This window comes from Streptomyces sp. NPDC057565 (assembly GCF_042801455.1).
GTDB classification, from domain to species: Bacteria; Actinomycetota; Actinomycetes; order Streptomycetales; family Streptomycetaceae; genus Streptomyces; species Streptomyces yanii.
In genome coordinates this window covers 1-25428 of sequence record NZ_JBHVFU010000022.1, presented here as the reverse complement: position 1 = coordinate 25428, position 25428 = coordinate 1, and the positions used below count along the sequence as shown (strand labels likewise).

General features: G+C 70.4%; 23 protein-coding genes. 11 read left to right on the top strand and 12 right to left on the bottom strand.

Annotated elements, in window-relative coordinates; genetic code table 11:
* The 5 genes from ACFU8W_RS30065 to ACFU8W_RS30045 all read right to left on the bottom strand — a co-directional run bounded on the left by ACFU8W_RS30065 (position 1) and on the right by ACFU8W_RS30045 (position 6029).
* A complete protein-coding gene (locus ACFU8W_RS30065; protein WP_266990539.1) occupies positions 1-369 on the bottom strand; it encodes a holo-ACP synthase in 369 nt (122 codons plus the stop codon).
* 24 nt (positions 370-393) lie between these two features.
* On the bottom strand, positions 394-2241 hold the full coding sequence (glmS, locus tag ACFU8W_RS30060; RefSeq protein WP_345514993.1) for a glutamine--fructose-6-phosphate transaminase (isomerizing): 1848 nt from the start codon (positions 2239-2241) through the stop codon (positions 394-396).
* Positions 2242-2509: 268 nt separating this feature from the next.
* Positions 2510-3265, bottom strand: a complete 756-nt coding sequence (locus ACFU8W_RS30055) for a copper homeostasis protein CutC (RefSeq protein WP_384043644.1) — start codon at positions 3263-3265, stop codon at positions 2510-2512.
* The gene (locus ACFU8W_RS30050) at positions 3262-4785 is read right to left on the bottom strand and encodes a M81 family metallopeptidase (protein WP_384043641.1); all 1524 of its coding nucleotides are present in this window, start codon (positions 4783-4785) and stop codon (positions 3262-3264) included. Before ACFU8W_RS30050 ends, ACFU8W_RS30055 begins: the two co-directional genes overlap by 4 nt.
* A 23-nt stretch (positions 4786-4808) precedes the next feature.
* Positions 4809-6029 carry an ROK family protein gene (locus ACFU8W_RS30045; protein WP_384043638.1) on the bottom strand — a complete coding sequence of 407 codons (1221 nt, stop codon included), beginning with the start codon at positions 6027-6029 and terminating at the stop codon, positions 4809-4811.
* A gap of 285 nt (positions 6030-6314) precedes the next feature.
* On the opposite strand from ACFU8W_RS30045, the gene ACFU8W_RS30040 reads away from it, so the two are divergent.
* The 9 genes from ACFU8W_RS30040 to ACFU8W_RS30000 all read left to right on the top strand — a co-directional run bounded on the left by ACFU8W_RS30040 (position 6315) and on the right by ACFU8W_RS30000 (position 16815).
* Entirely contained in the window at positions 6315-8132 is a 1818-nt protein-coding gene (locus ACFU8W_RS30040) for a peptide ABC transporter substrate-binding protein (RefSeq protein ID WP_384043635.1), read from the top strand.
* Positions 8133-8182: 50 nt separating this feature from the next.
* Positions 8183-9142: an ABC transporter permease gene (locus tag ACFU8W_RS30035; RefSeq protein WP_327244825.1), complete on the top strand. Its 960-nt coding sequence runs from the start codon at positions 8183-8185 to the stop codon at positions 9140-9142.
* Entirely contained in the window at positions 9139-10044 is a 906-nt protein-coding gene (locus tag ACFU8W_RS30030) for an ABC transporter permease (RefSeq protein WP_384043632.1), read from the top strand. Before ACFU8W_RS30035 ends, ACFU8W_RS30030 begins: the two co-directional genes overlap by 4 nt.
* Complete coding sequence (locus tag ACFU8W_RS30025; protein WP_384043630.1) at positions 10041-11750, top strand: dipeptide ABC transporter ATP-binding protein; 1710 nt, start codon at positions 10041-10043, stop codon at positions 11748-11750. The genes ACFU8W_RS30030 and ACFU8W_RS30025 overlap by 4 nt, the downstream gene beginning before the upstream one ends.
* Positions 11747-12682 carry an ROK family protein gene (locus ACFU8W_RS30020; RefSeq protein ID WP_345514984.1) on the top strand — a complete coding sequence of 312 codons (936 nt, stop codon included), beginning with the start codon at positions 11747-11749 and terminating at the stop codon, positions 12680-12682. The genes ACFU8W_RS30025 and ACFU8W_RS30020 overlap by 4 nt, the downstream gene beginning before the upstream one ends.
* 477 nt (positions 12683-13159) lie before the next feature.
* A complete protein-coding gene (locus ACFU8W_RS30015) occupies positions 13160-13771 on the top strand; it encodes an RNA polymerase sigma factor (RefSeq protein ID WP_384043626.1) in 612 nt (203 codons plus the stop codon).
* Positions 13759-14733 carry a CU044_5270 family protein gene (locus tag ACFU8W_RS30010; protein ID WP_384043623.1) on the top strand — a complete coding sequence of 325 codons (975 nt, stop codon included), beginning with the start codon at positions 13759-13761 and terminating at the stop codon, positions 14731-14733. The genes ACFU8W_RS30015 and ACFU8W_RS30010 overlap by 13 nt, the downstream gene beginning before the upstream one ends.
* Before the next feature lie 119 nt (positions 14734-14852).
* Positions 14853-15848: a type I pantothenate kinase gene (coaA, locus tag ACFU8W_RS30005; protein WP_384043620.1), complete on the top strand. Its 996-nt coding sequence runs from the start codon at positions 14853-14855 to the stop codon at positions 15846-15848.
* 28 nt (positions 15849-15876) lie between these two features.
* Positions 15877-16815, top strand: a complete 939-nt coding sequence (locus ACFU8W_RS30000; RefSeq protein WP_384043617.1) for a DUF389 domain-containing protein — start codon at positions 15877-15879, stop codon at positions 16813-16815.
* 121 nt (positions 16816-16936) lie between these two features.
* Here ACFU8W_RS30000 and glmM read toward each other — a convergent pair whose 3' ends face one another.
* The 4 genes from glmM to ACFU8W_RS29980 form a co-directional block, all read right to left on the bottom strand.
* A complete protein-coding gene (gene glmM / locus ACFU8W_RS29995; RefSeq protein ID WP_345514980.1) occupies positions 16937-18295 on the bottom strand; it encodes a phosphoglucosamine mutase in 1359 nt (452 codons plus the stop codon).
* A gap of 223 nt (positions 18296-18518) precedes the next feature.
* Positions 18519-19046 (bottom strand): 30S ribosomal protein S9, encoded by a 528-nt coding sequence (gene rpsI / locus ACFU8W_RS29990; protein WP_037688031.1) that lies wholly within the window; start codon positions 19044-19046, stop codon positions 18519-18521.
* Between the two features lie 44 nt (positions 19047-19090).
* Positions 19091-19534, bottom strand: a complete 444-nt coding sequence (rplM, locus tag ACFU8W_RS29985) for a 50S ribosomal protein L13 (RefSeq protein ID WP_096625076.1) — start codon at positions 19532-19534, stop codon at positions 19091-19093.
* Positions 19535-19761: 227 nt separating this feature from the next.
* A complete protein-coding gene (locus tag ACFU8W_RS29980) occupies positions 19762-21390 on the bottom strand; it encodes an ABC-F family ATP-binding cassette domain-containing protein (protein WP_384043817.1) in 1629 nt (542 codons plus the stop codon).
* A 58-nt stretch (positions 21391-21448) separates the two neighbouring features.
* Here ACFU8W_RS29980 and ACFU8W_RS29975 point away from each other — a divergent pair, with 58 nt between their 5' ends.
* Entirely contained in the window at positions 21449-22300 is an 852-nt protein-coding gene (locus ACFU8W_RS29975; protein WP_384043613.1) for a hypothetical protein, read from the top strand.
* Positions 22301-22973: 673 nt separating this feature from the next.
* Entirely contained in the window at positions 22974-23111 is a 138-nt protein-coding gene (locus ACFU8W_RS29970) for a hypothetical protein (protein ID WP_384043610.1), read from the top strand.
* A gap of 250 nt (positions 23112-23361) precedes the next feature.
* Here the strand turns inward: ACFU8W_RS29970 and truA are convergent, their stop codons facing one another.
* The 3 genes from truA to ACFU8W_RS29955 form a co-directional block, all read right to left on the bottom strand.
* Positions 23362-24216: a tRNA pseudouridine(38-40) synthase TruA gene (gene truA, locus ACFU8W_RS29965; RefSeq protein WP_345514973.1), complete on the bottom strand. Its 855-nt coding sequence runs from the start codon at positions 24214-24216 to the stop codon at positions 23362-23364.
* 87 nt (positions 24217-24303) lie between these two features.
* Positions 24304-24804: a 50S ribosomal protein L17 gene (gene rplQ, locus ACFU8W_RS29960; protein WP_384043607.1), complete on the bottom strand. Its 501-nt coding sequence runs from the start codon at positions 24802-24804 to the stop codon at positions 24304-24306.
* Positions 24805-25017: 213 nt separating this feature from the next.
* Positions 25018-25428, bottom strand: a 411-nt coding sequence (locus ACFU8W_RS29955; RefSeq protein ID WP_282573325.1) for a DNA-directed RNA polymerase subunit alpha C-terminal domain-containing protein, incomplete at its 5' end; no start/stop codon positions are given.

Below are 25428 nucleotides of genomic sequence, written 5' to 3'. Positions count from 1 at the left end.
TCAACCTTCCGCGATCACCACGGCCGACGCCACCCCCGCATCATGGCTCAGCGAGACGTGCCAGTGCCGTACGCCCCGCTCGGCAGCGCAGGCGGCGACGCTGCCGCGGACCCGCAGCCGGGGCCGCCCGCTGTCCTCGACGTACACCTCGGCGTCCGTCCACAGCAGCCCTCCCGGCGCGCCGAGCGCCTTCGCGACGGCTTCCTTGGCGGCGAACCTGGCGGCCAGCGAGGCGATACCGCGCCGCTCACCGCTGGGCAGCAGCAACTCCCGTTCCAGGAAAAGCCGCTGAGCCAGATGCGGCGTACGCTCCAGCGCCGCACCGAACCGTTCGATCTCCGCCACATCGATCCCGACCCCGATGATCACGCGCTCACTCACTCATTCTTCGACTCACTCGACGGTCACGGACTTCGCCAGATTGCGCGGCTGGTCCACCTCGTTGCCGCGGGCGGTGGCCAGTTCGCAGGCGAAGACCTGCAGGGGCACGGTCGCCACCAGCGGCTGAAGCAGCGTAGGCGCAGCGGGGATCCAGATCAGATGATCGGCGTACGGAACGACCGCCTCGTCGCCCTCCTCGGCGATGACGATGGTGCGGGCGCCGCGGGCCCGGATCTCCTGGATGTTCGACACGATCTTCTCGTGGAGCACCGAACGCCCGCGCGGCGACGGCACGACCACGACGACCGGAAGATCGTCCTCGATCAGTGCGATCGGCCCGTGCTTGAGCTCGCCGGCGGCGAAGCCCTCGGCGTGCATGTAGGCGAGTTCCTTGAGCTTCAACGCCCCTTCGAGGGCGACCGGATAACCGACGTGGCGCCCCAGGAAGAGGACGGTGTTCTTGTGCGCGAGCGAACGGGCCAGCGCGCGCACCGGCTCCATGGTCTCCAGGACCCGTTCGACGTGCCCGGGGACCTCGGAGAGCTGCCGGACGACGGTCCGGATCTCGTCGCCCCACTTCGTACCGCGGGTCTGGCCGAGATACAGGGCGACGAGGTAGCAGGCGACGAGCTGCGTCAGGAACGCCTTGGTCGAGGCGACGGCGACCTCCGGACCGGCGTGCGTGTACAGCACCGCGTCGGACTCGCGCGGAATGGTCGACCCGTTCGTATTGCAGATGGCAAGGACCTTCGCCCCCTGCTCGCGGGCGTGCCGCAGCGCCATCAGCGTGTCCATCGTCTCGCCGGACTGGGAGATCGCGATGACGAGGGTGCGCTGGTCGAGGATCGGGTCGCGGTATCGGAACTCGCTGGCGAGCTCCGTCTCGCAGGGCAGCCTGGTCCAGTGCTCGATGGCGTACTTGGCGATCATCCCGGCGTGGTACGCGGTCCCGCAGGCCACGACGACGACCTTGTCGACCTCCCGGAGCACGCTCGGCGCGATGCGCACCTCGTCGAGGTGGAGCGCGCCCGAGCCGTCGATCCGGCCGAGGAGTGTGTCGGCCACGGCCTTCGGCTGCTCGGCGATCTCCTTGAGCATGAAGTAGTCGTAGCCACCCTTCTCGGCGGCGGAGGCGTCCCAGTCCACGTGGTACTTACGGACCTCGGCGGGCTGCCCGTCGAAGTCGGTGACCGTGACGGACTCCCGGCGCAGCTCGACGACCTGATCCTGCCCCAGCTCGATCGCGGACCGGGTGTGCGCGATGAACGCGGCCACATCGGAGGCCAGGAACGCCTCCCCCTCCCCGACCCCGACCACGAGCGGTGAGTTCCGCCGGGCTCCCACCACCACATCCGGCTCATCGGCATGCACGGCAACCAGGGTGAACGCCCCTTCGAGCTGCCGACAGACCTGTCGCATCGCCTCCGCCGGGTCACCGGTCGACGAGTACGCCTCGGCGAGCAGGTGGGCGACGACCTCGGTGTCGGTCTCGGACGCCAGATCATGCCCGCGCTCGGCGAGTTCGGCGCGCAGCCCGGCGAAGTTCTCGATGATTCCGTTGTGCACGACGGCGACGCGGCCCGCGTTGTCGAGGTGCGGGTGGGCGTTGGCATCGGTGGGTCCGCCGTGGGTGGCCCACCGGGTGTGCCCGATCCCGGTGGTCCCGGCCGGAAGGGGCTGTTCGACCAGCGCCTTCTCCAGATTGACGAGTTTGCCGGCCTTCTTCGTGGAGGCGAGCCCGCCGTCCGCGAGAACGGCGACACCCGCGGAGTCGTACCCGCGGTATTCGAGGCGCTTCAGCCCCGCGACGACAACATCAAGCGCCGACTGCCCACCGACGTACCCGACGATTCCACACATAACGATCCTTTCGCGGTCGCCCTCCCCTCGCTTGGCATCGTCGCAGAAGGGGCGCGGGGCGGCCGGGATCATTCGTCGGCGGAGTCGCTGCAATCCTCTGCGAGCGGCAGCCCCGGGTCCGCGGTCCGGCGCACCGGCACCCACGGGAGCGCGCAACTCGCGGGGCCGGCCGACTCCGGGACATCTCCGGGCAGTCGCCCCTTCTCCGCAACGCAGCGAGCGTGCGTGCCAGGCGTCGCGAGTCGGGCGCCCATTTGGTGAGCTCCTCTCAGCCCTGTGCACCCACCGCCCGCCGTGCCTCGGCCACCACTTCGGGATCGGTGACGAAATGGGTGTCCTGCTCGGCCGACGCACCCCCGGCGCCGAGCGGTACCCAGCCGCCGCCACGCCGGGGCAGCGCCCTGGTCTTGGCGGAGAGGTGGACGGCGGCGGCTCCGGCAGAGGTCAGGGCCGGAATGTCGGCGGGGCGCACCCCGCCGCCGGCCATCACCTGCACCCCGGGTGCGGCGGCGGCCATCGCGGCGATCGTCTCCAGCCCCTCGGCCGCGGTGGGGGCGCCTCCCGAGGTGAGGACCCGGGTGAGGCCGAGCGAGGGCAGCAGTGCGGCGGTGGCCACCGGGTCGGCGGACTGGTCGATGGCGCGGTGCAGGGTGATGTCCACCGGGCGGCCCGAGGAACGGGCCGCTTCGGCGAGCCGGGCGACCGCCACGGTGTCCAGGGCGCCGTCGGCGGTCAGCGCGCCGATCACCACGCCGGAGGCGCCGGAGGCGATGACGGATCGCACCTCGGCGGCCATCAGCGCGATCTCCTCCGCGTCATGGACGAAGTCGCCGGGCCGGCACCTGACCAGCACCTGCACCGGCAGCCCTTCCCCGGCGACCGCCTCCACCAGGGCTGCCGACGGGGTCAGGCCGCCCAACTCCAGGGCGACGCAGAGCTCGACCCGGTCGGCGCCGTTCTCCCGGGCGGCGCGGGCGCCGGCCGGTGAGGTGACGGCGATCTCCAAGGCGGGACGTGCGGTCACTCGTCGTCCCCGGTCAGCGGCTGGTCGGAGGCGGGAATGATGCGGGCCGACAAGTCCGGGTCGGCCATCTCGCGGTCGAAGGGGAACATCGGGCGGCGGATGCGGTGGTGACCCAGGCGCACCAGGTCCTGGTCCACACCGCCGGGGGTGAGCGCCATCTTCCAGCCGACCGACATGTCGAAGAGCTCGGGCTCCAGGTAGCCGATCTTCACGATCACGATATCGGCGCCGCGCGGGTCGAGGTCCAGGTCGGTGAAGTCGTGCTCGTGGTGGTAGGGCTTGCGCAGCTTGGTGAGGATCGCGTACACGCTGCCGACCCGGACGACGACCTCGGTCTCGGCGTCGCGGTCGCCGTGCCGGATGGCGTGCACCACACCGGTCAGGGTGACCGGGCCCGCGTGCCGGTCGTCCACCTCGGCACCGGCGGTGACCGTGACGGTGGCGCCGACACCGGCGGCGACGGCGGTCTCGACGGCAGCCGGTCCGGGCACCGAGGCGTAGATGACGGTCGGGCCGTCGTCCTTCTGGAACTCCGGGCGGGTCAGCAGCCGTGTCAGGCCCCAGGTCACGTCACCGGCGCCGCCGGCGGTCGGGTTGTCCCCCGTGTCGCTGATGAAGTACGGGCGCTGGTCGGAGGCCAGGGCCTCGTCCAGGATGCCGTCGAAGGTGCCGGTCGGGGCGACGAAGTCGAAGTCGTCGCGGGCCTTCCAGAAGCCTTGGGCCAGGCGCTCGGACCCGGCCGCCACGGCGGCCCGGTCGGAGCCGGTGACCACCACCACGGCGCGGTTGCGCGGTTCGTCGGCCCAGGCGTAGCCGACCCATATCGCGGCGTCGATCACGCCGTCCATGGCCTCGACCTCGTCCACGGCCGCGTACACGCTCCTGGCCGGCTCGATCCGGGTGGAGGTCTGCTCGCCGGCCAGCAGCACCGGCACCGGCACCCAGGCCTTGACCGGGCGGGGCGCGCCGGAGACCAGCAGGTCCACCAGGTTGCGGACGGCCCGCTCCTTGGTCTCCATGTGGTCCTCGTGCGGGGCCATCCGGTAGCAGGTGATCAGGTCGCTGCCGTGGGCGAGTTCGCGGGAGACGTTGCCGTGCAGGTCCATCGAGGTGGAGATGATCACGTCGGGGCCGACGGTGGCGCGGATGCGCTCCAGCAGCACCGCCTCGGCGTCGTCGATGCCCTCCACGGTCATGGCGCCGTGGATGTCGTACCAGAGGCCGTCCGGCTTGGGCAGCGCGGCGAGCCGTTCGATCAGCTCGTCGGTCAGCTCGGCCCAGGCGGCGGCGGTGACGGTGCCGCCCGGCAGCGACTTGCCGACCAGGGCGCCGTGCCAGTCGGCCGCCTCGCGCAGTTCCTCACCGGGGGTCAGGAAGGGGTAGCGGTCCAGCACTTCGGCGCCGCGCGAGGGGTGGAAGGCGGGGGCCTGGGTGCGAGCGGGAGAGAAGGTGGACGATTCGATGCCGAGTCCGGCTATGGCGATGACCGGGCGGGCTGCGGCGGTGCGGGATTGCGACATGGCTCCTCGTAGGGGGTGGGGCGTCAGGCGTGGCGGGGCGCCGGGGCGCGGAACTGGTCGGTGCCGCCGACCTCGCGCAGCGCGAGGGCCAGGGCGCGCTGCAGGGCGAACTGCCCGGCGCCGACCAGTCCTGCGTCGGCGCCCAGGCTGGCCCGCTCGATGGTGAGATGTTGGGTGACCAGCGGGTGGCAGCTCTCGTAGAGCTGGCTGCGCACGGCGGCGACGAACGGCTCCAGGGTGGAGAGAATGCCGCCGAGGTAGACCGCGTCCGGGTTGAAGAAGTTGACGTTGGCGGCGAGCACTTGGCCCAGGTAGTCGCCGGCCCTGCGGACCGCGCGAGTGGCCTCCGGGTCGGCGTCCACGGCCAGCCGGGCCACGTCCTCGGTGCTGCTGACGTCGGCCCCGCGCTCGCGCAGGATGCGGACCAGGGCGGCGCCGGACGCCACGGTTTCCAGGCAGCCGGTGTTGCCGCAGGAACAGGGGATGTCGGCGCCGCCGTCGATCCGGATATGGGTGATGTCACCGGCCGCGCCGGTGGCGCCCCGGTAGAGACGTCCGTCGGCGATGACGCCGGCGCCGATCGCGGAGCCGATCTTCACCATGATCGTCTGCCGGTGCTCGGCGGGCCGTACGGTGTGCTCGCCGATCGCCATGCAGTTGGCGTCGTTGTCCACGGCGGCAGGGACACCGAAGCGTTGCTCCAGCCAGGCGGTGACCGGGAAACGGTTCCAGCCCGGCATCCGGGACGGCAGGACGACCGAGCCCGACGCGATGTCCACCGGCCCGGGCAGCGAGAGCCCGACCCCGCGCAGCCGGCCGCGGCCGCGCTGCTCGGCCAGCGCCTCCAGGGTCTCGGCGAGCCGGGGCAGGGCCGCCTCCGGGCCGTCGGCGATCACGAAGGGGACGGTCGAGACTTCGGTCAGACCGCCGCCGGGCAGCACCACACCGATCCGGGCATGCCGGCCGCCGAGGTCGGCGGCGACGGCGAACTCGTCGTTGCTTCCCAGTCTCAGCACCTTGCGGGGGCGCCCGCCGGTGGAGGACTGGGTGCCCTCCTCGGCGATCAGCCCGCGCTCCACCAGATGGGCCACGGTGAGGGAGATGGTGGAGGCTGCGGCCCCCAGCAGTCCGGCGAGTTCGGCGCGTGACGAGGCCTGGCCCGATGCGACGAGTTCCAGGACCCGCGAGGCGAGGGCTGGGGTGCCTTTCGCGGCCTTGCGGTCCCATGCACTTATTTCAGTCATGTACGAAGTAACTTCCGCAACGGTGTGTGTGGCGAAGACAATACGCCCGAGCCTGGCACGGGGGAACAGCTTCGCGAAGGAAGTGAGCCATACCTGAAACCCATTCAATCCGCCCAAATTCACCCAAAGGAGAGGGCGGATCGGAGCGAGTGGGCTTTTTTCGAAGGTGCAGTAACTTACTTTTTACTAATTCTTGTTTGTTTCTTCGGTGTGTCCGACGTTAGCTGTCGTGAACGCAGTGCCGGTCCCGGGACACATACGGGTCCTTTCACTCTGAGGAGAGTCATGTTCCTTGCTCACACGGCGAACAGCCGCCGCTGGGCCCTCGTCGCGGGCGCCGTTGTCACCGCGGGCGCTCTGCTGACCGGCTGTTCCGGCGGCGACACCTCGTCGTCCGCCTCCGGCTCGTCGGACAGCATCAACTACGCGCTGCCGGCCAACTTCACGCCGAACTGGATCCTCCCGATCGGCACCGCCGCGCACCTGAACACCAACAACTCCTCCATATCCCAGTCCCTCTGGGAGCCGCTGATCGCGTACGACGGCTCCACCGGCAAGGTCGGCTGGAACAAGGACAACTCGCTGGCCACCGCGGCCGACTTCGCCGAGGACAGCAAGAGCGTCACGATCACGCTCGGCGACCGGCACTGGAGCGACGGCAAGCAGATCACCTCCCGCGACGTGGAGTTCTGGTTCAACCTGGTCAAGGCCAACAAGGCCGACTGGGCCAGCTACAGCCCGGGTAAGGCGCCGGACAACTGGACGTCGCTGAAGATCGTCGACGACACGCACTTCACCATCACCTTCGACCAGGCGTACAACCAGCAGTGGATGCTCGCCAACGAGTTGAGCATGATCCGCCCGATGCCGCAGCACGTCTGGGACAAGACCAGTGACTCGGGCACCGTGTCGGACCTCGACCGCACCGCCGCGGGCGCCAAGAAGGTCTGGACGTACCTGAACGGCGTCGCCAAGAAGATCTCCGGCTACGCCACCGACCCGCTCTGGAAGACGGTCAGCGGCCCCTACACCATCAAGTCGTTCTCCACGGCCGGCAAGGTCGAGCTGACCGCCAACGCCAAGTACGACGGCGGCGGCAAGGCCAACATCAAGAACGTGAACCTGCTGCCGTTCACCACCACGGACGCCGAGAAGAACGCGCTCCGGGCAGGCACGGTCGACTACGGCTACATCAACGCCACCGACCTCAGCCAGAAGTCGTCCTTCGCTTCCAAGGGCTACACGGTGAAGCCGTGGTCCGGCTGGGCCATCACCTACATGCCCTACAACTTCAACAACCCCGCCATGGGCGCGGTCTTCAAGCAGCTCTACGCCCGCCAGGCGATCCAGATGTCGGTGGACCAGACCACCCTCTCCAAGGTCGTCTTCAACGGCACCGCGGTCTCCACCTACGGCCCGATCCCGCAGGGCCAGAATTCGTCCTTCGTCTCGTCGGAGCAGAAGAACAACCCGTACCCGTTCTCCACCACCAAGGCGAAGCAGCTGCTGACCGGCCACGGCTGGACCGAGCAGAACGGCACCATGGTGTGCACCAGCCCGGGCACCGGCGACAGCCAGTGCGGCGCCGGCGTGGACAAGGGCACCAAGTTCCGGATGCAGGTGCTCTCGCAGTCCGGTTCGACCGTGACCGACAACATGATGAGCGCCCTGCAGTCGTCGTTCGCCAAGACCGGCATCGACTTCACCATCAAGACCGCCCCGGTCAACTCGGTCCTCTCGCAGGCCGGTCAGTGCACGGCCGACCAGGCCGGCTGCAAGTGGCAGCTGTCGTTCTTCGGCACCGCGGGCAGCTGGTACTTCCCGGCCTACCCGAGCGGTGACTCCCTCTTCGCCACCGGCGGCGGTTCCAACTTCGGCAGCTACTCCAACTCCGCCGTGGACAAGCTGATCACCCAGACCACCACCTCCGCCTCCGACGAGGCGGTGCAGAAGTACAGCGCCGCCCTGGCCAAGGACCTCCCGGTCATCTGGCTGCCGGAGCCGGACTACCAGGTCTCCGTGGTCAAGAACGGCCTGGGCGGCTTCGCCCAGGACTCGCTCGCCAACTTCCACCCCGCCATGTGGAAGTGGACCACCAAGTGAGCCCGGTCGGTGACCGTACGTACCACTGAGCCGAAGCGACCGGAAAACACATGAGTACTTCCTCGTACCTGATCAGACGGGTCCTCCAAGCCGTCGTGGTGATCGTCATCGTGACGATCGTGGTCTTCGGTCTGCTGCACGCCCTGCCCGGGGGTCCCGCTCGCGGGATCCTCGGCCCGCAGGCCACGGCGCAGCAGATCGCGTCCTTCAACCACGAGCAGGGCCTCGACAAGCCACTCCCCGTGCAGTACTTCTACTACCTGAACCAGCTGCTGCACGGCGACCTCGGAACCTCGTACACCCTCAATGAGCCGGTCTCCCAGCTCATCTCCGAGCGGCTGGCCAAGACCCTGGTCCTCACCGCTCTGTCGGCGATCGTCGGCCTCGTGCTGGCCATCCCGCTGGGCATGTGGCAGGCCGTCCGGCGCAACAAGCCCGTCGACTACGTCATCACCACGCTGAGCTTCATCGCCTACTCCACACCCGTGTACTTCCTCGGGCTGATCCTGGTGCTGGTGTTCAGCCAGGCGCTGCCGTGGTTCCCGTCCCAGGCCCCGCAGGGGGACACGCTCGCCCAGGTGTTCTCCGACCCGCTGGCGCTGGTGCTGCCGGTCGTCGCCGGTGCCGCCTCGATGATCGCGGTGTTCAGCCGCTACATGCGGGCGGCCACCCTGGAGAACCTCTCCGAGGACTACGTCAGGACGGCGCGGGCCGGCGGTTCCCGCTCCCGCTCCATCCTGTGGCGGCATGTGTTCCGCAACTCGCTGACGCCGGTGATCGCCATGCTCGGCTACTACGTGCCGGTGCTGTTCGGCGGCGCCCTGGTGGTCGAGCAGCTCTTCAACTACCCGGGCATGGGCCTGCTCTTCTGGACCGCCGCGCAGTCCTCCGACTACCCGGTGCTGCTGGGCTGTGTACTGGTCATCGCGATCGCCACGGTGGTCGGCACGCTGCTCGCCGACATCGTCCAGCGGATCATCGACCCCCGAGTGAAGGCAGGTCGGGCATGAGCGCCGTCATCCAGCCGGGTCAGGCGCCCGGCACGGCCACCGCCACCGCCACCGGTGCGGTGTCCGGCTCCCGGCTCGCCGTCCGGCGCTTCCTGCGCAACCGGCTCGCCGTGGTCGGGCTCGGCGTCGTGGTCTTCTTCTTCCTGTTCTGCTTCGTCGGTCCGCTGGTGTACTCCACCGACCAGACCCACACGATGCTCCAGCAGGTCAACCTCGGCCCCAGCGGTTCGCACTGGCTCGGCACCGACGCGGTCGGCCACGACGAGCTGGGCCGGCTGATGTACGGCGGCAAGGTGTCGCTGATCGTCGGCCTCGCCGCGGGCATCCTGGCCACCGTGATCGGCACCCTGTGGGGCGCCGCCGCCGGCTACGCGGGCGGCTGGATCGACGCGGTCATGATGCGGATCGTGGACGCGGGGATCGCCATCCCGGCGCTCTTCATCCTGCTGGTGGTTTCGGCCATCACCACCCCGGGCCTGACCGGGCTGATCGTCATCCTGGGCTTCGTCTCCTGGCTGGTGCCCTCCCGGCTGATCAGGGCCGAGACGCTGACCCTGAAGAACCGCGACTACGTCCTGACCCTGCGGGCCATCGGCGGGACGCACTCCCGGGCGATCACCCGGCACATCCTGCCGAACTCGGTCTCGACCATCATCGTTGCGACCACCTTCCAGATCGCCGACGCCATCCTGCTGGTCGCCTACGTCTCCTACCTGGGCCTGGGCGTCCAGCCGCCGGCCACCGACTGGGGCGGCATGCTCTCGGCCGGTCTCACCGCCGCCTACTCCGGCTACTGGTGGCTCATCCTGCCGCCGGGCCTGGCCATCATCCTGGTGGTGTGGGCGTTCAACGCGATCGGGGACGGACTCCGCGACGCATTCGATGTGAGGGGACGCGGATGACCGCCACCCAGGGCACCGCCGCCCCGTCGGCCGGGCCGATTCTCGAACTCGACGACCTCGGCGTCATCTTCACCACCGAGACCGGCGAGGTGCCGGCCGTCCGGGGCGTCTCCCTGCACGTCAGCCCCGGCGAGACGCTCGCCCTGGTCGGCGAGTCGGGCTCCGGCAAGTCCACCATCGCGCTGGCCGCGATGGGCCTGCTGGCCGGCAACGCCCGTGCCACCGGCTGCGCCACCATCGCCGGCACCCAGGTGGTCGGTGCCCATGAGACCGACCTGGCGGCGCTGCGCGGCCGGACCGTCTCCATGGTGTTCCAGGAGCCGGCCACCGCGCTTGACCCGCTGACCCGGATCGGCAAGCAGATCGCCGAAGTGATCCGCAACCACCGCGAGGTGTCCGCCAAGGACGCCGCCGCCGAGGCCGTCGAACTCCTCCGCAGGGTCGGCATCCCCGAGCCGGAGAAGCGTGCCACTGCCTACCCCTTCCAGCTCTCCGGCGGACAGCGCCAGCGGGTGGTCATCGCCATGGCCATCGCCAACGAGCCCGCCCTGCTGATCGCCGACGAGCCGACCACCGCGCTGGACGTCACGGTGCAGGCCGAGATCCTCGACCTGCTGCGCCGGCTCGCCGTCGAGACCGGCACCGGCGTCCTGCTGGTCACCCACAACATGGGCGTGGTCGCGGACTTCGCCGACCGGGTCGCCGTGATGTACCACGGCGAGATCGTGGAGACCGGAGCGGTCGAGGACGTGCTGCTCCGCCCGTCCCACGACTACACCAAGCGGCTGCTGGCCGCGGTGCCCCGGCTGTCGGTCGCCGAGGCCGGCCGGCCGGCGGCGCCGGCTGCCACCACCCGCCCGGACACCGAGCCGGTGGTCGAACTCCGCGACATCTCCGTGGTGTTCGGCCGTGGCAAGGGCGCCGTGCGGGCTCTGGACGGGGTCTCGCTCGCCGTCCACGCCGGGGAGACCCTGGGCCTGGTGGGCGAGTCGGGCTCCGGCAAGTCCACCGCGTCCCGGGTCGCGCTCGGTCTGATCCCGCCGACTTCCGGCACCGTCTCGCTGTTCGGCACCGACCTGGCCGGCACCCGGTCCCGGGGCCGCCGGGCGCTGCGGGCCGGTATCGGCGTGGTCCTCCAGGACCCGGTGGCGTCGCTCGACGCCCGGATGACGGTCGGCGAGTGCATCGCCGAGCCGCTCAGGGTGCACCGCCGCAAGCTCTCCGCCAAGGACCGCCAGAGCAAGGTCGACGCCGTACTCGACCGGGTCCGGCTGCCGCGTGAACTCGCCCGGCGCGCCCCCCGGGAGCTGTCCGGCGGTCAGCGCCAGCGGGTCAGCCTGGCCCGCGCCCTGGTCCTGGAGCCCCGGCTGCTGGTCGCCGACGAGCCCACCAGCGCGCTCGACGTGAGCGTGCAGGAGGCGGTGCTCGACGTGATCTCCGAGCTCCAGGACGAGCTGGGCTTCGCCTGTCTCTTCGTCTCCCACGACCTGGCCGTCGTACAGCACTTCGCCCAGCGCGTCGTGGTGATGCGGGCCGGCCGGGTCGAGGAGCAGGGCGCCACCGGCGCGACCCTGCTGCACCCGGAGACCGACTACACCCGCCGGCTGCTGGCCGCCGTGCCGGTGCCCGACCCGGTGATCCAGCGCGGCCGCAGAGCCGAACGCCTGGCCACCCTCGCGGCCGGCCGGACGGAGGCCCAGGGGTGAGCTCCCACGACCGTACGCTCTTCGCCGGAGTGGACATCGGCGGCACCACCACCCAGGTGGTTCTCTGCGCCGAGGACCTGACCGTGCTGGACCGCGCCGAGGTGGCGACCCCGGCGACCGACGGCGGCCGGGCCATGATCGGCGCGGCCCTGGGCGCGCTGGCCCCACTGCTGGAGCGCACCCCCGGCCGCCTCGTCGGTTGCGGGGTCGGCGCTGCCGGCGTGGTGGACTCCGCCACCGGCCGCATCCTGGTGGCCAGCGACTCCTTCACCGGCTGGGCCGGCTTCGCGGTGACGGATGCCGTCGAGGAGGCGCTGGGCGTCCCGGCCTTCCTGGACAACGACGTCAACGCCTTCCTCTACGGGGAGGTGTCCGGCGGCGCCGTGCGCGGCGAGTCGGACGTCCTCGGGATGACCCTGGGCACCGGGGTCGGCGGCGCGCTGTGGACCGGCGGCGCGCTGTTCACCGGGCCGCACGGCGCGGCCGGCGAGATCGGGCACATCCCCGGCTTCGGTGATCTGCTCTGCTCGTGCGGCGGCCGGGGCCATCTGGAGACCCTGGCCTCCGGCCGTTCCATCGGCGCCCGTTACGCGGACCGCACCGGCCGCCGGCTGACCGCCCGCGAGGTCGCACAGGCCGCCGACCGCGGTGACCAGGACGCCCTCGAGGTGTACCGGGCCGCCGGTGCCGGGATCGCCCGGGCGATCGTGATGACGGCCGGCGTCGTGGACATCACCACGGTGGTGGTCGGCGGCGGGGTCAGCCGCGCCTGGCCCCTGCTGGAACCCCTCATCCTGGCGTCACTGGCCGCCGACCCGCCGGTCAGCGGCCACCCGGTCCGGCTGGTCAGGGCAGCCCTGGCTGCCGACGCGGTACCGGTCGGCGCCGCGGCCCGGGCCCGACGGGAGCTGGCGGCGAAGGTCGGCGTCTGAGGAAGCCGGTCGAAGGCGCCACGAGTGCGCTCCGATGCTACGAGCCTCCGTGCGTCGTAGCGTCGGAGCAGGCTCCTCGCCGCCCCCTCCGACGCCGGACGATCACCGTGTCGTCCAGGAGATCGAGGCCCTCCGTGCCGAGTTCCGGACATCGGGTCGCCCGCCCGGCCGGCAGGATCGGCTGAGGTCGATCGACGCGGGGGTGCCGGCCACCGCGGTGGTACCGATGCCGGAACGCGACACCGACTCCATCCCCCGGCCGGCGTCCTCGCCGGGAGGGGGCGGGCTGAAGAGCCGGACCCGGTCCGTGCTGAGGTTGCTGCGCGGATCGGCCGCCGCGGCTGATACCGGCCTCGTACAGGGGCTGAGGGCGCCGCCCGGCGACCTGCGCCCTCGGCCGCTGCGCCCCGTGAACCTTTCTGCGCCCTGCGGGGAACAAGGGGTGACACGCTCACCGACCGAGCCCCAGGAGCCCCTGTGACCGGACCCCCGACCGGACGGCCCATCACCGAAGCCGACGACGCCGAGATCGTCGCCCAGTCGCTGGAGCAGCCGGAGATCTTCGCCGGGCTCTACGACCGCCACGCGCCCGACATCCACCGGTACGCCGCCCGCCGCCTCGGGGAGGGCGCGGCGGACGACATCACGGCGGAGACGTTCCTCATCGCGTTCCGGTCCCGGCGCCGCTACGACACCACCCGCCGGGGCGCCCGGCCCTGGCTGTACGGCATCGCCGCCAACCTCATCGGCAAGCACCGGCGCAGCGAGGAGCGGAATCTGCGGGCCCTGGCCCGTACCGGACAGGACACGGTCGCCGCGTCCTGGAGCGACCGCTCCGACGACCGGATCGCCGCCCAGGTGCCGCTGGCCGGAGCGCTCGCCGCGCTCTCCCCCGGCGACCGCCATGTGCTGCTGCTCGTCGCCTGGGCGGACCTCGGGTACGAGGAGGTCGCACAGGCGCTGGGCATCCCGCTCGGCACCGTGCGGTCCCGCCTCAACCGCGCCCGTCGCAAGGTCCGCGAGGCATTGCACACCGACCCCGCGTTCACATCCGACGTCATGGAGCTGAGCCCGTCATGGACGAAATGACCCAGCTGCGCGAGCTGCGCGCAGATGCTCCCGTCCCCGACCGTGCCGCGCTCGCTCCCGGCCGGCAGCGGCTGACGGACTCCCTTGCGGGCGGCCGGAGCACCCGCCGGCTGCGTGCCGACTGGCGGATCGCGTCGATCGGCGCCGCGGCGGCGATCACCGCGGCCGCTCTGCTGACCACGCAGATCGGCTCGGACGGTCCCACCCACGGGGCCACCGCGGCGGCCCCCCTGACCCTGGACAGCCCGGCCGAGGTACTGAACCGGGCCGCCGACGAGCTGGCGAAGCAGCAGGCCGCGCCGGAGCCGCGCGACGACCAGTGGATCTACACCCGGACGAAGATCGCCCAGCGGGAGCCCAAGGCGGGCTCGGCCGGCGTGGGGCGGCTCTCGTACGACCCGGACTCCTGGGTTCCGTACGACAACTCCGCCGCGGCGGAGAACGGCAAGGACAGCGACTACCGCACGGCCCGCCAGGTCTACCGGGCCGCCGACGAGCTGCCCGACGACCCGGCGCGTCTGCTGGCGAAGGTCCGCTCGTTCTATCCGACGGGCCACACCGCCGAGAGCCCTCCCGAGGCCGAGGCCCAGCACAGCTTCCGCGCCATGGGCCTGATGGTCGAGGCGTACCCGATCGCCCCGGACGCCCTCGCCCGGATCTACCGTGCGCTGGCCACCGTCCCGGGGGTGAAGGTCACCGACCATCTCGTGAAGGACGCCGCCGGGCGCGATGCCATTGCCATCACACGGAAGGAGGACGGCTCGCACGAGCAGCGCGAGATCCTCATCAACCCCCGCGACTACAGCTACGCGGGCATGCGCTTCGTGGCCGCCGAGGACTACGAGATGAAGGCTCCCGCCGGGATGAAGGTCCCGCCCGAGACGTACAAGGCCGGGGAGGTCCTCACCAGCGAGGCGCGGATCAGGGCCGCCGTCGTCGACGCCGAGGGCCAGAGGCCCTGACCGCAGGGTGGTACGAAACGGCCCGGTGTCCGCTACAGGGGTGCGGACACCGGGCCGCAGCCCTTCCACGTGACCGACCCCACCCCCCACTGGGTCAGAACTCCCGCGACAATGAACCCGTGATCACTTCGCCGCCACGGAGCACCCACCGACGTGCCGAGCACGCTTCGACGCCGTACGTCGATCTGTCGCGCGCCGAGTGGAGCGCCCTGCGCGACAAGACGCCGCTGCCGCTGACCGCCGACGAGGTGGAGCAGCTGCGCGGGCTCGGGGACGTCATCGACCTCGACGAGGTACGCGACGTCTACCTGCCGCTCTCCCGCCTCCTCAACCTCTACGTCCAGGCCACCTCCGGCCTGCGCGGCGCCCTGAACACCTTCCTCGGGGACGCGGGCAACGGCCATGGCGCGCAGCGGGGCACCCCGTTCGTCATCGGGGTCGCCGGCAGTGTCGCCGTCGGCAAGTCCACCAGTGCCCGTATCCTCCAGGCGCTGCTCGCCCGCTGGCCCGAGCACCCCCGGGTGGAGCTCGTCACCACGGACGGTTTCCTGCTGCCGATGAAGGAGCTCAGGACGCGCGGGCTGATGTCGCGCAAGGGTTTCCCCGAGTCGTACGACCGGCGGGCCCTGACTCGTTTCGTCGCCGACATCAAGGCCGGCAAGGACGAGGTGACGGCGCCCGTCTACTCACACCTGATCTACGACATCGTGCCGGGCGAGCGGCTCACCGTCCGCCGCCCCGACATCCTGATCGTCGAGGGCCTCAACGTGCTGCAGCCCGCGCTCCCCGGCAAGGACGGCCGCACCAGGGTCGGGCTCGCCGACTACTTCGACTTCAGTGTGTACGTGGACGCGCGGGCCGAGGACATCGAGACCTGGTACCTCAACCGCTTCCGCAAGCTGCGCGAGACGGCCTTCCAGAATCCGTTCTCGTACTTCCGCAAGTACACCCAGGTCTCCGAGGAGGAGGCCATGGAGTACGCCCGCACCATGTGGCGGACCATCAACAAGCCCAATCTGCTGGAAAATGTGGCACCCACACGCGGCCGTGCCACTCTGGTGCTGCGCAAGGGCCCGGACCACAAGGTCCAGCGGCTCTCGCTGCGCAAACTCTGAGTCCCCGAGCCTCCCCGGGAGTGTCCGCGTGCTGCATCTGCGCCTGATCGTCCCTCAGGACCGCACGGACGATGTGGTGCACCTCGTGCGGCACACCGTCGGCACCACGCATCTGGTGGTCATGCCCGGTGTCGCCCTCGACCCCGCGGGCGATGTCGTGACGTGCGACGTGGCGCGCGAGGCGGGCGACGAGCTGATCACATCACTGCGCGAGCTCGGCATCGACGAGTCCGGCTCGATCACCGTCGAGGAAACGGACCTGACGCTCTCCGCGCATGCCGACCGGGCCGAGGAGGAGGCGCCGGGCGAGGGCGCGGACGCGGTGCTGTGGGAGGAGCTGGCGGACGCGACCCACGAGGAGTCCACGTTCAGCGTCACCTACCTGGCGTTCCTCTCGATCGCCACGATGCTCGCGGCCTGCGGTGTGATGCTGGACAACGCGATCCTGATCGTGGGGGCGATGGCGGTGGGCCCGGAGTTCGGGCCGCTGGCCGGCATTTCCACGGCGCTGGTGCAGCGCGTCCCGCGCCTGGTGTGGCGGTCGCTGTGGGCGCTGGTCGGCGGGTTCGCCGTAGCGATGGTGCTGACGGCCGGGTTCGCCTGGATGATGAACGGCCTCGGGCTGTTCACGGGGGCGATGATCGAGGCGGAGCGGCCCAACACGGCGTTCATCTGGCAGCCGGACTGGATGTCGTTCGTGGTGGCGTTCCTGGCGGGCATCGGTGGCACGCTCTCCCTCACCTCGGCGAAGTCGGGGGCGCTGATCGGCGTCGCGATCTCGGTGACGACGGTGCCCGCGGCCGCCAACGCGGCCGTGGCCTTCAGCTACCAGGACCTCGCGCAGACGTGGGGTTCGGTGGGCCAGCTGGCGGCGAACCTCGGCGGGATCGTGCTCGCGGGCACACTGACACTGCTGGTCCAGAAGGCGCTGTGGGCGATGCACCGCCGCCGGATCCGGGCTGTCTGACGCGATGGCCCGGGGCCGGCGACGGTCCTTCGGCTGTCGTCCGGCAGTGGCCGCACACGACGCCGCCCGGCGCCCCTCCAGGAGGAACACCGGGCGGCACCTCACCCTCGAACGGCGAAGGTCACCCCAGGGCGGACTTCACCGCGTCGGCCAGCCGCCCGGCCACCGACCGCGCCTGCTCGATGTCGGCCGCCTCGACCATGACCCGCACCAGCGGCTCGGTGCCCGACTGGCGCAGCAGTACGCGCCCGGTGTCGCCCAGCTCGCGCTCGGCCTCCTCGACCGCAGCGGCCAGCTCCGGAGAGGTGTCGACCCGGGACTTGTCGACGTCCCGGACATTGACCAGGATCTGCGGGAGCCGCTGCATGACACCGGCCAGGTCGGCGAGCGTACGGCCGGTGGCGACGACCCGGGCCGCCAGCATCAGGCCGGTCAGTGTGCCGTCACCGGTCGTGGCGTGGTCGAGGACGATGACATGGCCGGACTGCTCGCCGCCCAGCGCGTAGCCCTGCGCCTTCATCGACTCCAGGACGTATCGGTCACCGACGGCGGTCTGGACGAGGTGGATGCCCTCCCGCTCCATGGCGATCTTGAAGCCGAGGTTGGACATGACCGTGCCGACCACGGTGTCCTTGCGCAGCTGCCCGGCCTCGCGCATGGCGAGGGCCAGCACGGCCAGGATCTGGTCGCCGTCGACCTCCTCGCCCGAGGCGTCCACGGCGAGGCAGCGGTCGGCGTCGCCGTCGTGCGCGATACCGAGGTCGGCGCCGTGCTCGACGACAGCGGTCTTCAGCAGCTCCAGGTGGGTGGAGCCGCAGCCCTCGTTGATGTTCAGGCCGTTCGGATCGGCCCCGATGGTGACGACCTCGGCGCCGGCCCGGGCGAACGCCTCGGGCGAGACCCGGGCGGCCGCGCCGTGCGCCTCGTCGAGGACGACCTTCAGCCCGTCGAGCCGGTTCGGCAGGACCGCGACGAGGTGGGCCACGTACCGGTCGAAGCCTTCGGTGTAATCCGTGACCCGTCCCACACCGGCACCGGTCGGACGCGCCCACGGCTCACCGGTGCGGTGCTGCTCGTAGAGCGTCTCGATCCGGTCCTCCAGCTCGTCGGCGAGCTTGTGACCACCGCGGGCGAAGAACTTGACACCGTTGTCCGGCATGGCGTTGTGACTGGCGGAGAGCATCACGCCGAGGTCGGCGCCCAGCGCGCCGGTGAGGTACGCCACCGCGGGGGTGGGCAGCACACCGACGCGCAGGACGTCCACGCCCGCGCTCGCCAGACCGGCCACCACGGCGGCCTCCAGGAACTCTCCGGACGCGCGGGGGTCACGGCCCACCACTGCGGTCGGCCGATGCCCCTCAAGGGTGCCCGTCTCGGCGAGCACATGCGCCGCAGCGACCGACAGACCGAGCGCGAGCTCGGCCGTCAGATCCGCATTGGCGACGCCGCGCACACCGTCCGTGCCGAAGAGTCGTCCCACTGGTGTCCTCCGAAGATGCTCCGAAACCGAACTGCAAAAAACAAAACGAGTCATGACAGGCATGACCCAGAACGACGCAAGGGAACATAAAGAGCCATGCCGAGCCACGGCGGGCCTATGAACGTCTGATGCCGTTATACGCCCCAGGGGGCCAATAGACGAACGCCCCGGGGGCACAGGGAGTGCCTCCGGGGCGAACGTGTAAAGCAGGTGAGCAGGCGGATTAGCGCTTGCTGTACTGCGGGGCCTTACGGGCCTTCTTGAGACCGGCCTTCTTGCGCTCGACCGCACGGTCGTCGCGGGAGAGGAAGCCGGCCTTCTTCAGCGGGGCGCGGTTGTTGTCCACGTCCGCCTCGTTCAGCGCACGGGCGACACCGAGGCGCAGGGCACCGGCCTGACCCGAGACGCCGCCACCCGAGATACGGGCGATGACGTCGTAGCGGTTGTCGAGCTCGAGCACCTTGAAGGGCTCGTTGACTTCCTGCTGGTGCACCTTGTTGGGGAAGTAGTCCTCAAGGGTGCGACCGTTGATCTTCCACTTGCCGGTGCCCGGAACGATCCGGACGCGGGCAATGGCGTTCTTGCGACGGCCAAGGCCGGCGGCAGGCTGCGGCTCGCCGAAGCGGGACGCCAGCGACTCGCTGGTGTACTCGCCCTCGACGGGAACCTCGGACTCGAAGGTGGTCACCTCGGCGAAGACCTCTTCGCCCTCGGTGCCCTCGATGGGGTTCTCAACAGTGGTCTCGGCCACGATTCTCCTCAGATCTTTCTTTATGTCTTAGGGGGAGGCCGGAACTACTGCGCGACCTGGGTGATCTCGAACGGGACCGGCTGCTGCGCAGCGTGCGGGTGCTGGTCGCCCGCGTAGACCTTGAGCTTCGAGAGCATCTGACGGCCCAGGGAGTTCTTGGGAATCATGCCCTTGATGGCCTTCTCGACAGCCTTCTCCGGGTTCTTGGAGAGGAGCTCGTCGTAACGCACGGAGCGCAGACCACCCGGGAACCCGGAGTGGCGGTACGCCATCTTCTGGGTCTTCTTGTTGCCGGAGAGGTGAACCTTCTCGGCGTTGATGATGATGACGAAGTCGCCCATGTCCATGTGGGGGGCGTAAATCGCCTTGTGCTTGCCTCGGAGGAGGTTCGCAGCCGTGGTGGCCAGACGACCCAGGACGATGTCCTGCGCGTCAATGATGTGCCACTGGCGCGTCACATCGCCGGGCTTGGGGCTGTACGTACGCACTTCGTAGCCTTCGCTTCTTCAGTGGATGAGGTCCAGACACATGGCACCCCTGAAGCGATCATGCAGCTGGGGCTCACAATGCCGGGAACGCTGCCCGTATGCGAGCCACTGGTAACTGCTCCAGAGAACCTACGTAAGGGCTCTTCGCGTGAGAACGACGAAGCCGATACGTATAACAACCCCCGACAGTACCCGCCCCGCCCGGGACGGGTCAAAACGCGCCGGCCCTACCGCTCCCGCTCCACCCGCCGCTCGTCCCACACCGGCTCCGCCGTCTCCCGCACCACCCCGTCCGACCCGAACACCAGGTACCGGTCGAAGGACTTCGCGAACCACCGGTCGTGCGTGACGGCCATCACGGTCCCGTCGTACGCCTCGAGCCCGTCCTGCAGCGCCTCCGCCGACTCCAGGTCCAGGTTGTCCGTCGGCTCGTCCAGCAGCAGCGCCGTGGTTCCCGCCAGCTCCAGCAGCAGGATCTGGAAGCGTGCCTGCTGCCCGCCGGACAGCTTCTCGAAGGGCTGGTCGCCCTGCCGCTCCAGTTCGTACCGGCGCAGTACGGACATCGCCCCGCCCCGGTCCTTCGCGTGCTCCGTCCACAGGATCTCGACGAGCGTGTGCCCCATCAGCTCCGGATGGGCGTGCGTCTGCGCGAAATGCCCGGGCACGACCCGCGCACCGAGCTTCCACTCCCCCGTGTGCGCGACCGGTTCCCCGGCCAGCAGCCGCAGGAAGTGCGACTTGCCCGAGCCGTTCGAGCCGAGGACGGCCACCCGTTCGCCGTAGTAGATCTCCAGGTCGAACGGCTTCATCAGCCCGGTCAGCTCCAGCCCCTTGCAGGTCACCGCCCGCACCCCGGTCCGGCCGCCGCGCAGCCGCATCTTGATGTCCTGCTCGCGCGGCGGCTCCGGCGGCGGTCCCGCGTCCTCGAACTTCTTGAAGCGGGTCTGCATCGCCCGGTAGCGCGACGCCATGTCGGGGCTGATCGCCGCCTGCTGCCGCAGCCGGTGGACCAGCGCCTTCAGCCGGGCGTGCTCCTCCTCCCAGCGTCGCAGCAGCTCCTCGAACCGGGCGAACCGGTCCTTCCTGGCCTGGTGGTACGTATCGAAGCCGGCGCCGTGCACCCACACATCGCTGCCCGCCGGGCTGGGCTCCACGCTCACGATCTTCTCGGCGGCCCGGGACAGCAGCTCCCGGTCGTGCGAGACGAAGAGCACCGTCTTCCGTGTCTCCTTGAGCTTCCCCTCCAGCCATCGCTTGCCGGGGACGTCGAGATAGTTGTCCGGCTCGTCGAGCAGCAGCACCTCGTCGGGCCCGCGCAGCAGCGCCTCGAGCACGAGCCGCTTCTGCTCACCACCACTGAGCGTGCGGACCTCGCGCCACTGCGCCTTCTCGTACGGGACACCGAGCGCAGCCATGGTGCACATGTCCCAGACGGTCTCGGCCTCGTACCCGCGGGCCTCCGCCCAGTCGCTGAGGGCCTGCGCGTACGTCATCTGGGCGGCCTCGTCGTCGACGGTGAGGATCAGCTCCTCGGCCTTGTCGACGGCCTGCGCCGCCTCCCGGATACGCGGCTGGGCGACGGAGACGAGGAGGTCCCGGACCGTACGGTCGTCCCGCACCGAGCCCACGAACTGCGGCATCACCCCGAGTCCGCCGCTCACCGACACCGTGCCGCCGTGCGGCTGGATCTCCCCGGACAGCAGCCGCAGCAGCGTCGTCTTCCCGGCGCCGTTCGCCCCCACGAGGGCGACGACGGCCCCGTCCGCGACCCGGAACGAAGCATCACCGAGCAGCACCCGCCCGTCCGGTAGGTAGTACTCGAGATGGCCTGCTTCAAGATGTCCCATGCACAGCATTGTCACGGCCCGCGAAGCCCTGGCCCAACTGGTTTACGCCTCCTCTAGGATTCGCCGCATGAGCTTTGGGCAAGGGGGGCCCTCCTGGGGGCCCGGAGGAAATCACACTCCGGACTGGGCAGCGCTGGCCGATGAATCCGCCGCGCGGAGCCGTCGCAAGAAGTGGCTGATGATCGGCGGCGGCGCGCTCGCCACCGCCGCGATCGGGGCGATCGTCGCCACAGCGGTCATCTCGACCAACAACAACGGCTCCACCGGCTCGGGCAAGAACGCGAGCCAGTTGCCGGGACCCGCCGATCTGCCGACCGACTCGGCGGAGCCCGAGCCGTCCTTCTCCACGGTGGCCCCTCCGCCCCCGCCGGACCCGAAGGACTACATATCCGATGTGAAGAAGGACAGGGCTCCGATCTCCATCGACTCGTTCTACCCGGGCAAGAAGCTGACGATGGGCGACCGCGTCTACGCCAAGGGCGCCACGCACCGCACGACGAACTGCGCCGCGACCACCCAGGGCGCGCTCGGCTCGATCCTCACGAACAACGGCTGCGACCAGGTCATCCGCGCCACGTACAGCAGGGCGGGGGTCGCCGTCACCGTCGGCGTCGCGGTCTTCGAGACGGAGGCGCAGGCCAAGAAGGCGGCGCAGCAGGCGTCCGGCGGTCTGGCGTCGCTGAGCGGCGCGGGCGTGCCGACGTTCTGCCGCGGCGGTTCCATCTGCCGCCGCACCGCCAACTCGTACGGCCGCTACGCCTACTTCACCGTCGGGGGCTTCACGAACGGCAAGAACGTCACCAAGGCCGACAAGAACGTCTTCGCGGTCGGCGACGACCTGACGAACTTCACGTTCCGTCAGATCCGCCACCGCGGCGAGGTCCAGGCCTCGGCGGCGGCGACCGCACCCGTCGGCTGACCCGGCCCGGAGGGTGTCGCACGCCCGCCACAGGAGCGGTGAACGACTGCCTCTCGTCCCCCGACCGACGGGCCGTCCGATGACCGACGTCACACGCATCGACATCGACGACCCCGAGGCCGACATGGACGGGGCGCAGTGCCTGCTGTACCGGGGCGCACCGTTCCTGGGCAGTGAGCAGGAGTGAGTCCTGGCTCACCGGCACGCCCCGAATGGTCTTGGGCGCACTGGTCCTCCGCTTTCGCCTCCCGGTCGGCGACGCATATCCCGTATGCGGTCCGTCCCAGGCGGGCGGAATCCCTCACGACCTGGCCATATGGGTGTGGCCAGAGGCGACGGGGAGGCCCCGAACCATCGCGCTGGTGGCGCGGGGGCCCCGACTGCTGACGCCACACCCGGCGTCCCAGATCGCACCGAGAACGTTACGCACGCCCCGCCAGGCATACCCGCAGATCGTCACGCCGTTCACTCAATCGTGGCTACCTGCGCCAAAGCAGCTTGCATGCCCAGCAGTTGTGAACCCTTCACGGGTGAGGTCGAAGAACGCCTGGGGGGTGTCGTTGTCAGCCTCGATTCCTACGTCGACGGGGTGCAGCACGGCCCCAGCCGCGAGTGGTACAGGGACGACGCACTGCGATCCGAGGCGCCAGCCCGCACAGGGCGCCCTGTCGGAGTGTCCAGGGAGTGGCACCCGAACGGCACGCTCGCCGTCGAGCGGATCTTCGCCGAGGACGGGCTGACCATGCTGGTGGATCGCCGGTGGGACGAAGCGGGGCGGCCGACGAAGCAGTGGCGCACGGGCGAGGAATGAGCGCTTCGGCCACGTGCGTCGAGCCGTCGGCGCACGAGACGTCGGAGCACGTGGGCAGCCGGGAGGCGGCCGGATTCCGCAACCACCTGTCCCTGATGCTCCTGCGCGCGGAACGCTGGGACTCTCGACGCTGTCGGCCCTCGCGGCGCCGGCGATGGCGGCACAGCTGACGGGGGCGTGGCGGCAGCGGCGGGCGCAGGCGACACCCGCGGCCCGTCCGTCGAGAACACGGCTTTGAGCCGGCCGCTCCTCAGCAGCAACCGCTCCCCGGCAGCGTCCGCATGTTGCGCGCCTCCTTGTTGCGCGCGGCGAGCAGCTCGTCGACCGGGTAGGCGACTTCCTCCAGCGTCAGCCCGTGCGGCCGCACCACGTGCACCCCCGGGTCCCGCACCCCCGCCGCCAGCACCTGGGCCGGCCACGGGTCGGGGCGGCGTCCGTCGCCCACGAACAGCATGGCGCCGACCAGCGCGCGCACCATGTTGTGGCAGAAGGCATCGGCCTGCACGGTCCCCGTGATGACACCGGACGCCTCGTCCCGTACCCAACTCAGCTTCTGCAACGTACGGATGGTCGTCGCACCCTCGCGCTTCCTGCAGTACGCGGCGAAGTCGCGCTCGCCGAGCATCCTGGCCGCAGCCGCGTTCATCGCGTCCACGTCCAACGGCCGGTCGTGCCAGAGCACATGACCTCGGATCAGGGGATCCGCGCCACCGGGCCGATCCGAGATCCGGTAGGCGTACCGGCGCCACAGCGCCGAGAAACGCGCGTTGAACCCCGCCGGAGCCTCGGCCACCCGCCAGATCCGTACGTCGGGGGCCATCCGGCCGGCCATCCGACGCAGCAGCAGCGCCCCGTGCTCGGCCCACACCCCGTCCGGCAGATCGACGTGCGCGACCTGACCGCGGGCGTGCACCCCGGCGTCGGTGCGCCCGGCGACCGTCAGGTCGTACGTCCGCTCGGACCGCGTCACGGTACGGAGCGCGTCCTCGATCTCCCCCTGCACCGTGCGCCGCGCCGTCTGCTTCGCCCAGCCGGAGAAGTCCTTGCCGTCGTAGGCCAGGTCCAGCCGCACCCGTACGAAACCGGGCTCTACTTCGTCACTCACCCAACGATCCTCTCAAGCCTGAACATACGGAACGGGCCCGCACCGCCCCGAAGGGTGATGCGGGCCCGTCCAGTGGTCTCAGAACGCTCAGGCGTCCTTGGACTCCGCGTCGGCCTCGGCCGGCTTGGCGTCCTCGACGACCTCGGCGGACTCGTCCTTCTTGAGGGCGTCCTCCTTGACCGCACGCTTCGTCGCGGCCTCGGCCTCACCGGTGGCCTGCTGCGCCACGGTCAGCGCCTCGACCAGCTCGATGACGGCCATCGGGGCGTTGTCGCCACGACGGTTGCCGATCTTGGTGATGCGCGTGTAACCACCGGGGCGGTTCTCGTAGCGCGGGGCGATCTCGGTGAAGAGCGTGTGCACGATGCTCTTGTCCGTGATCGTCTGCAGAACGAGGCGACGGTTGTGGATGTCGCCCTTCTTCGCCTTGGTGATCAGACGCTCGGCGACCGGACGCAGGCGGCGGGCCTTGGCCTCGGTCGTCGTGATGCGGCCGTGCTCGAACAGCGACTTCGCGAGGTTCGCGAGAAGCAGACGCTCGTGCGCGGCGCTGCCGCCCAGACGGGCACCCTTTGCGGGACGCGGCATGGTGTTTCTCCTTGTGTGCTGCACCGGCCGTATCAGGTACCGGTGTCAGTTCCCGTGAAGCGGCCGCTCCACGGAAGTCCATGGGCCATCCGGACACCATCCCGGCCGATGAGATCAGTCATCGGCCGAAATCGAGCCCGTCCGGCGATTGAGGACAAAGCCCTCACCCGGTCCGGGGCGCCCGGAAACCCAGGCGCCCCGTCCGGAGGCGTACTAGTACTGCTCGGTCTCGACGAAGCCCGCGTCCGCGTCGTCGTCGGCGCCGAAGGCGTCGGCGGCAGCGGTCGGGTCGAATCCGGGCGGGCTGTCCTTGAGCGCCAGGCCCATACCGGCCAGCTTCGCCTTGACCTCGTCGATCGACTTCGCACCGAAGTTGCGGATGTCGAGCAGGTCGGCCTCGGAGCGCGCCACGAGCTCACCCACGGAGTGGATGCCCTCACGCTTGAGGCAGTTGTACGAGCGGACCGTGAGCTCCAGCTCCTCGATCGGCAGCGCCAGATCGGCAGCGAGCGCGGCGTCCGTCGGGGAGGGGCCCATGTCGATGCCCTCGGCGTCGATGTTGAGCTCGCGGGCCAGACCGAACAGCTCGACCAGGGTCTTACCGGCCGACGCCATGGCGTCACG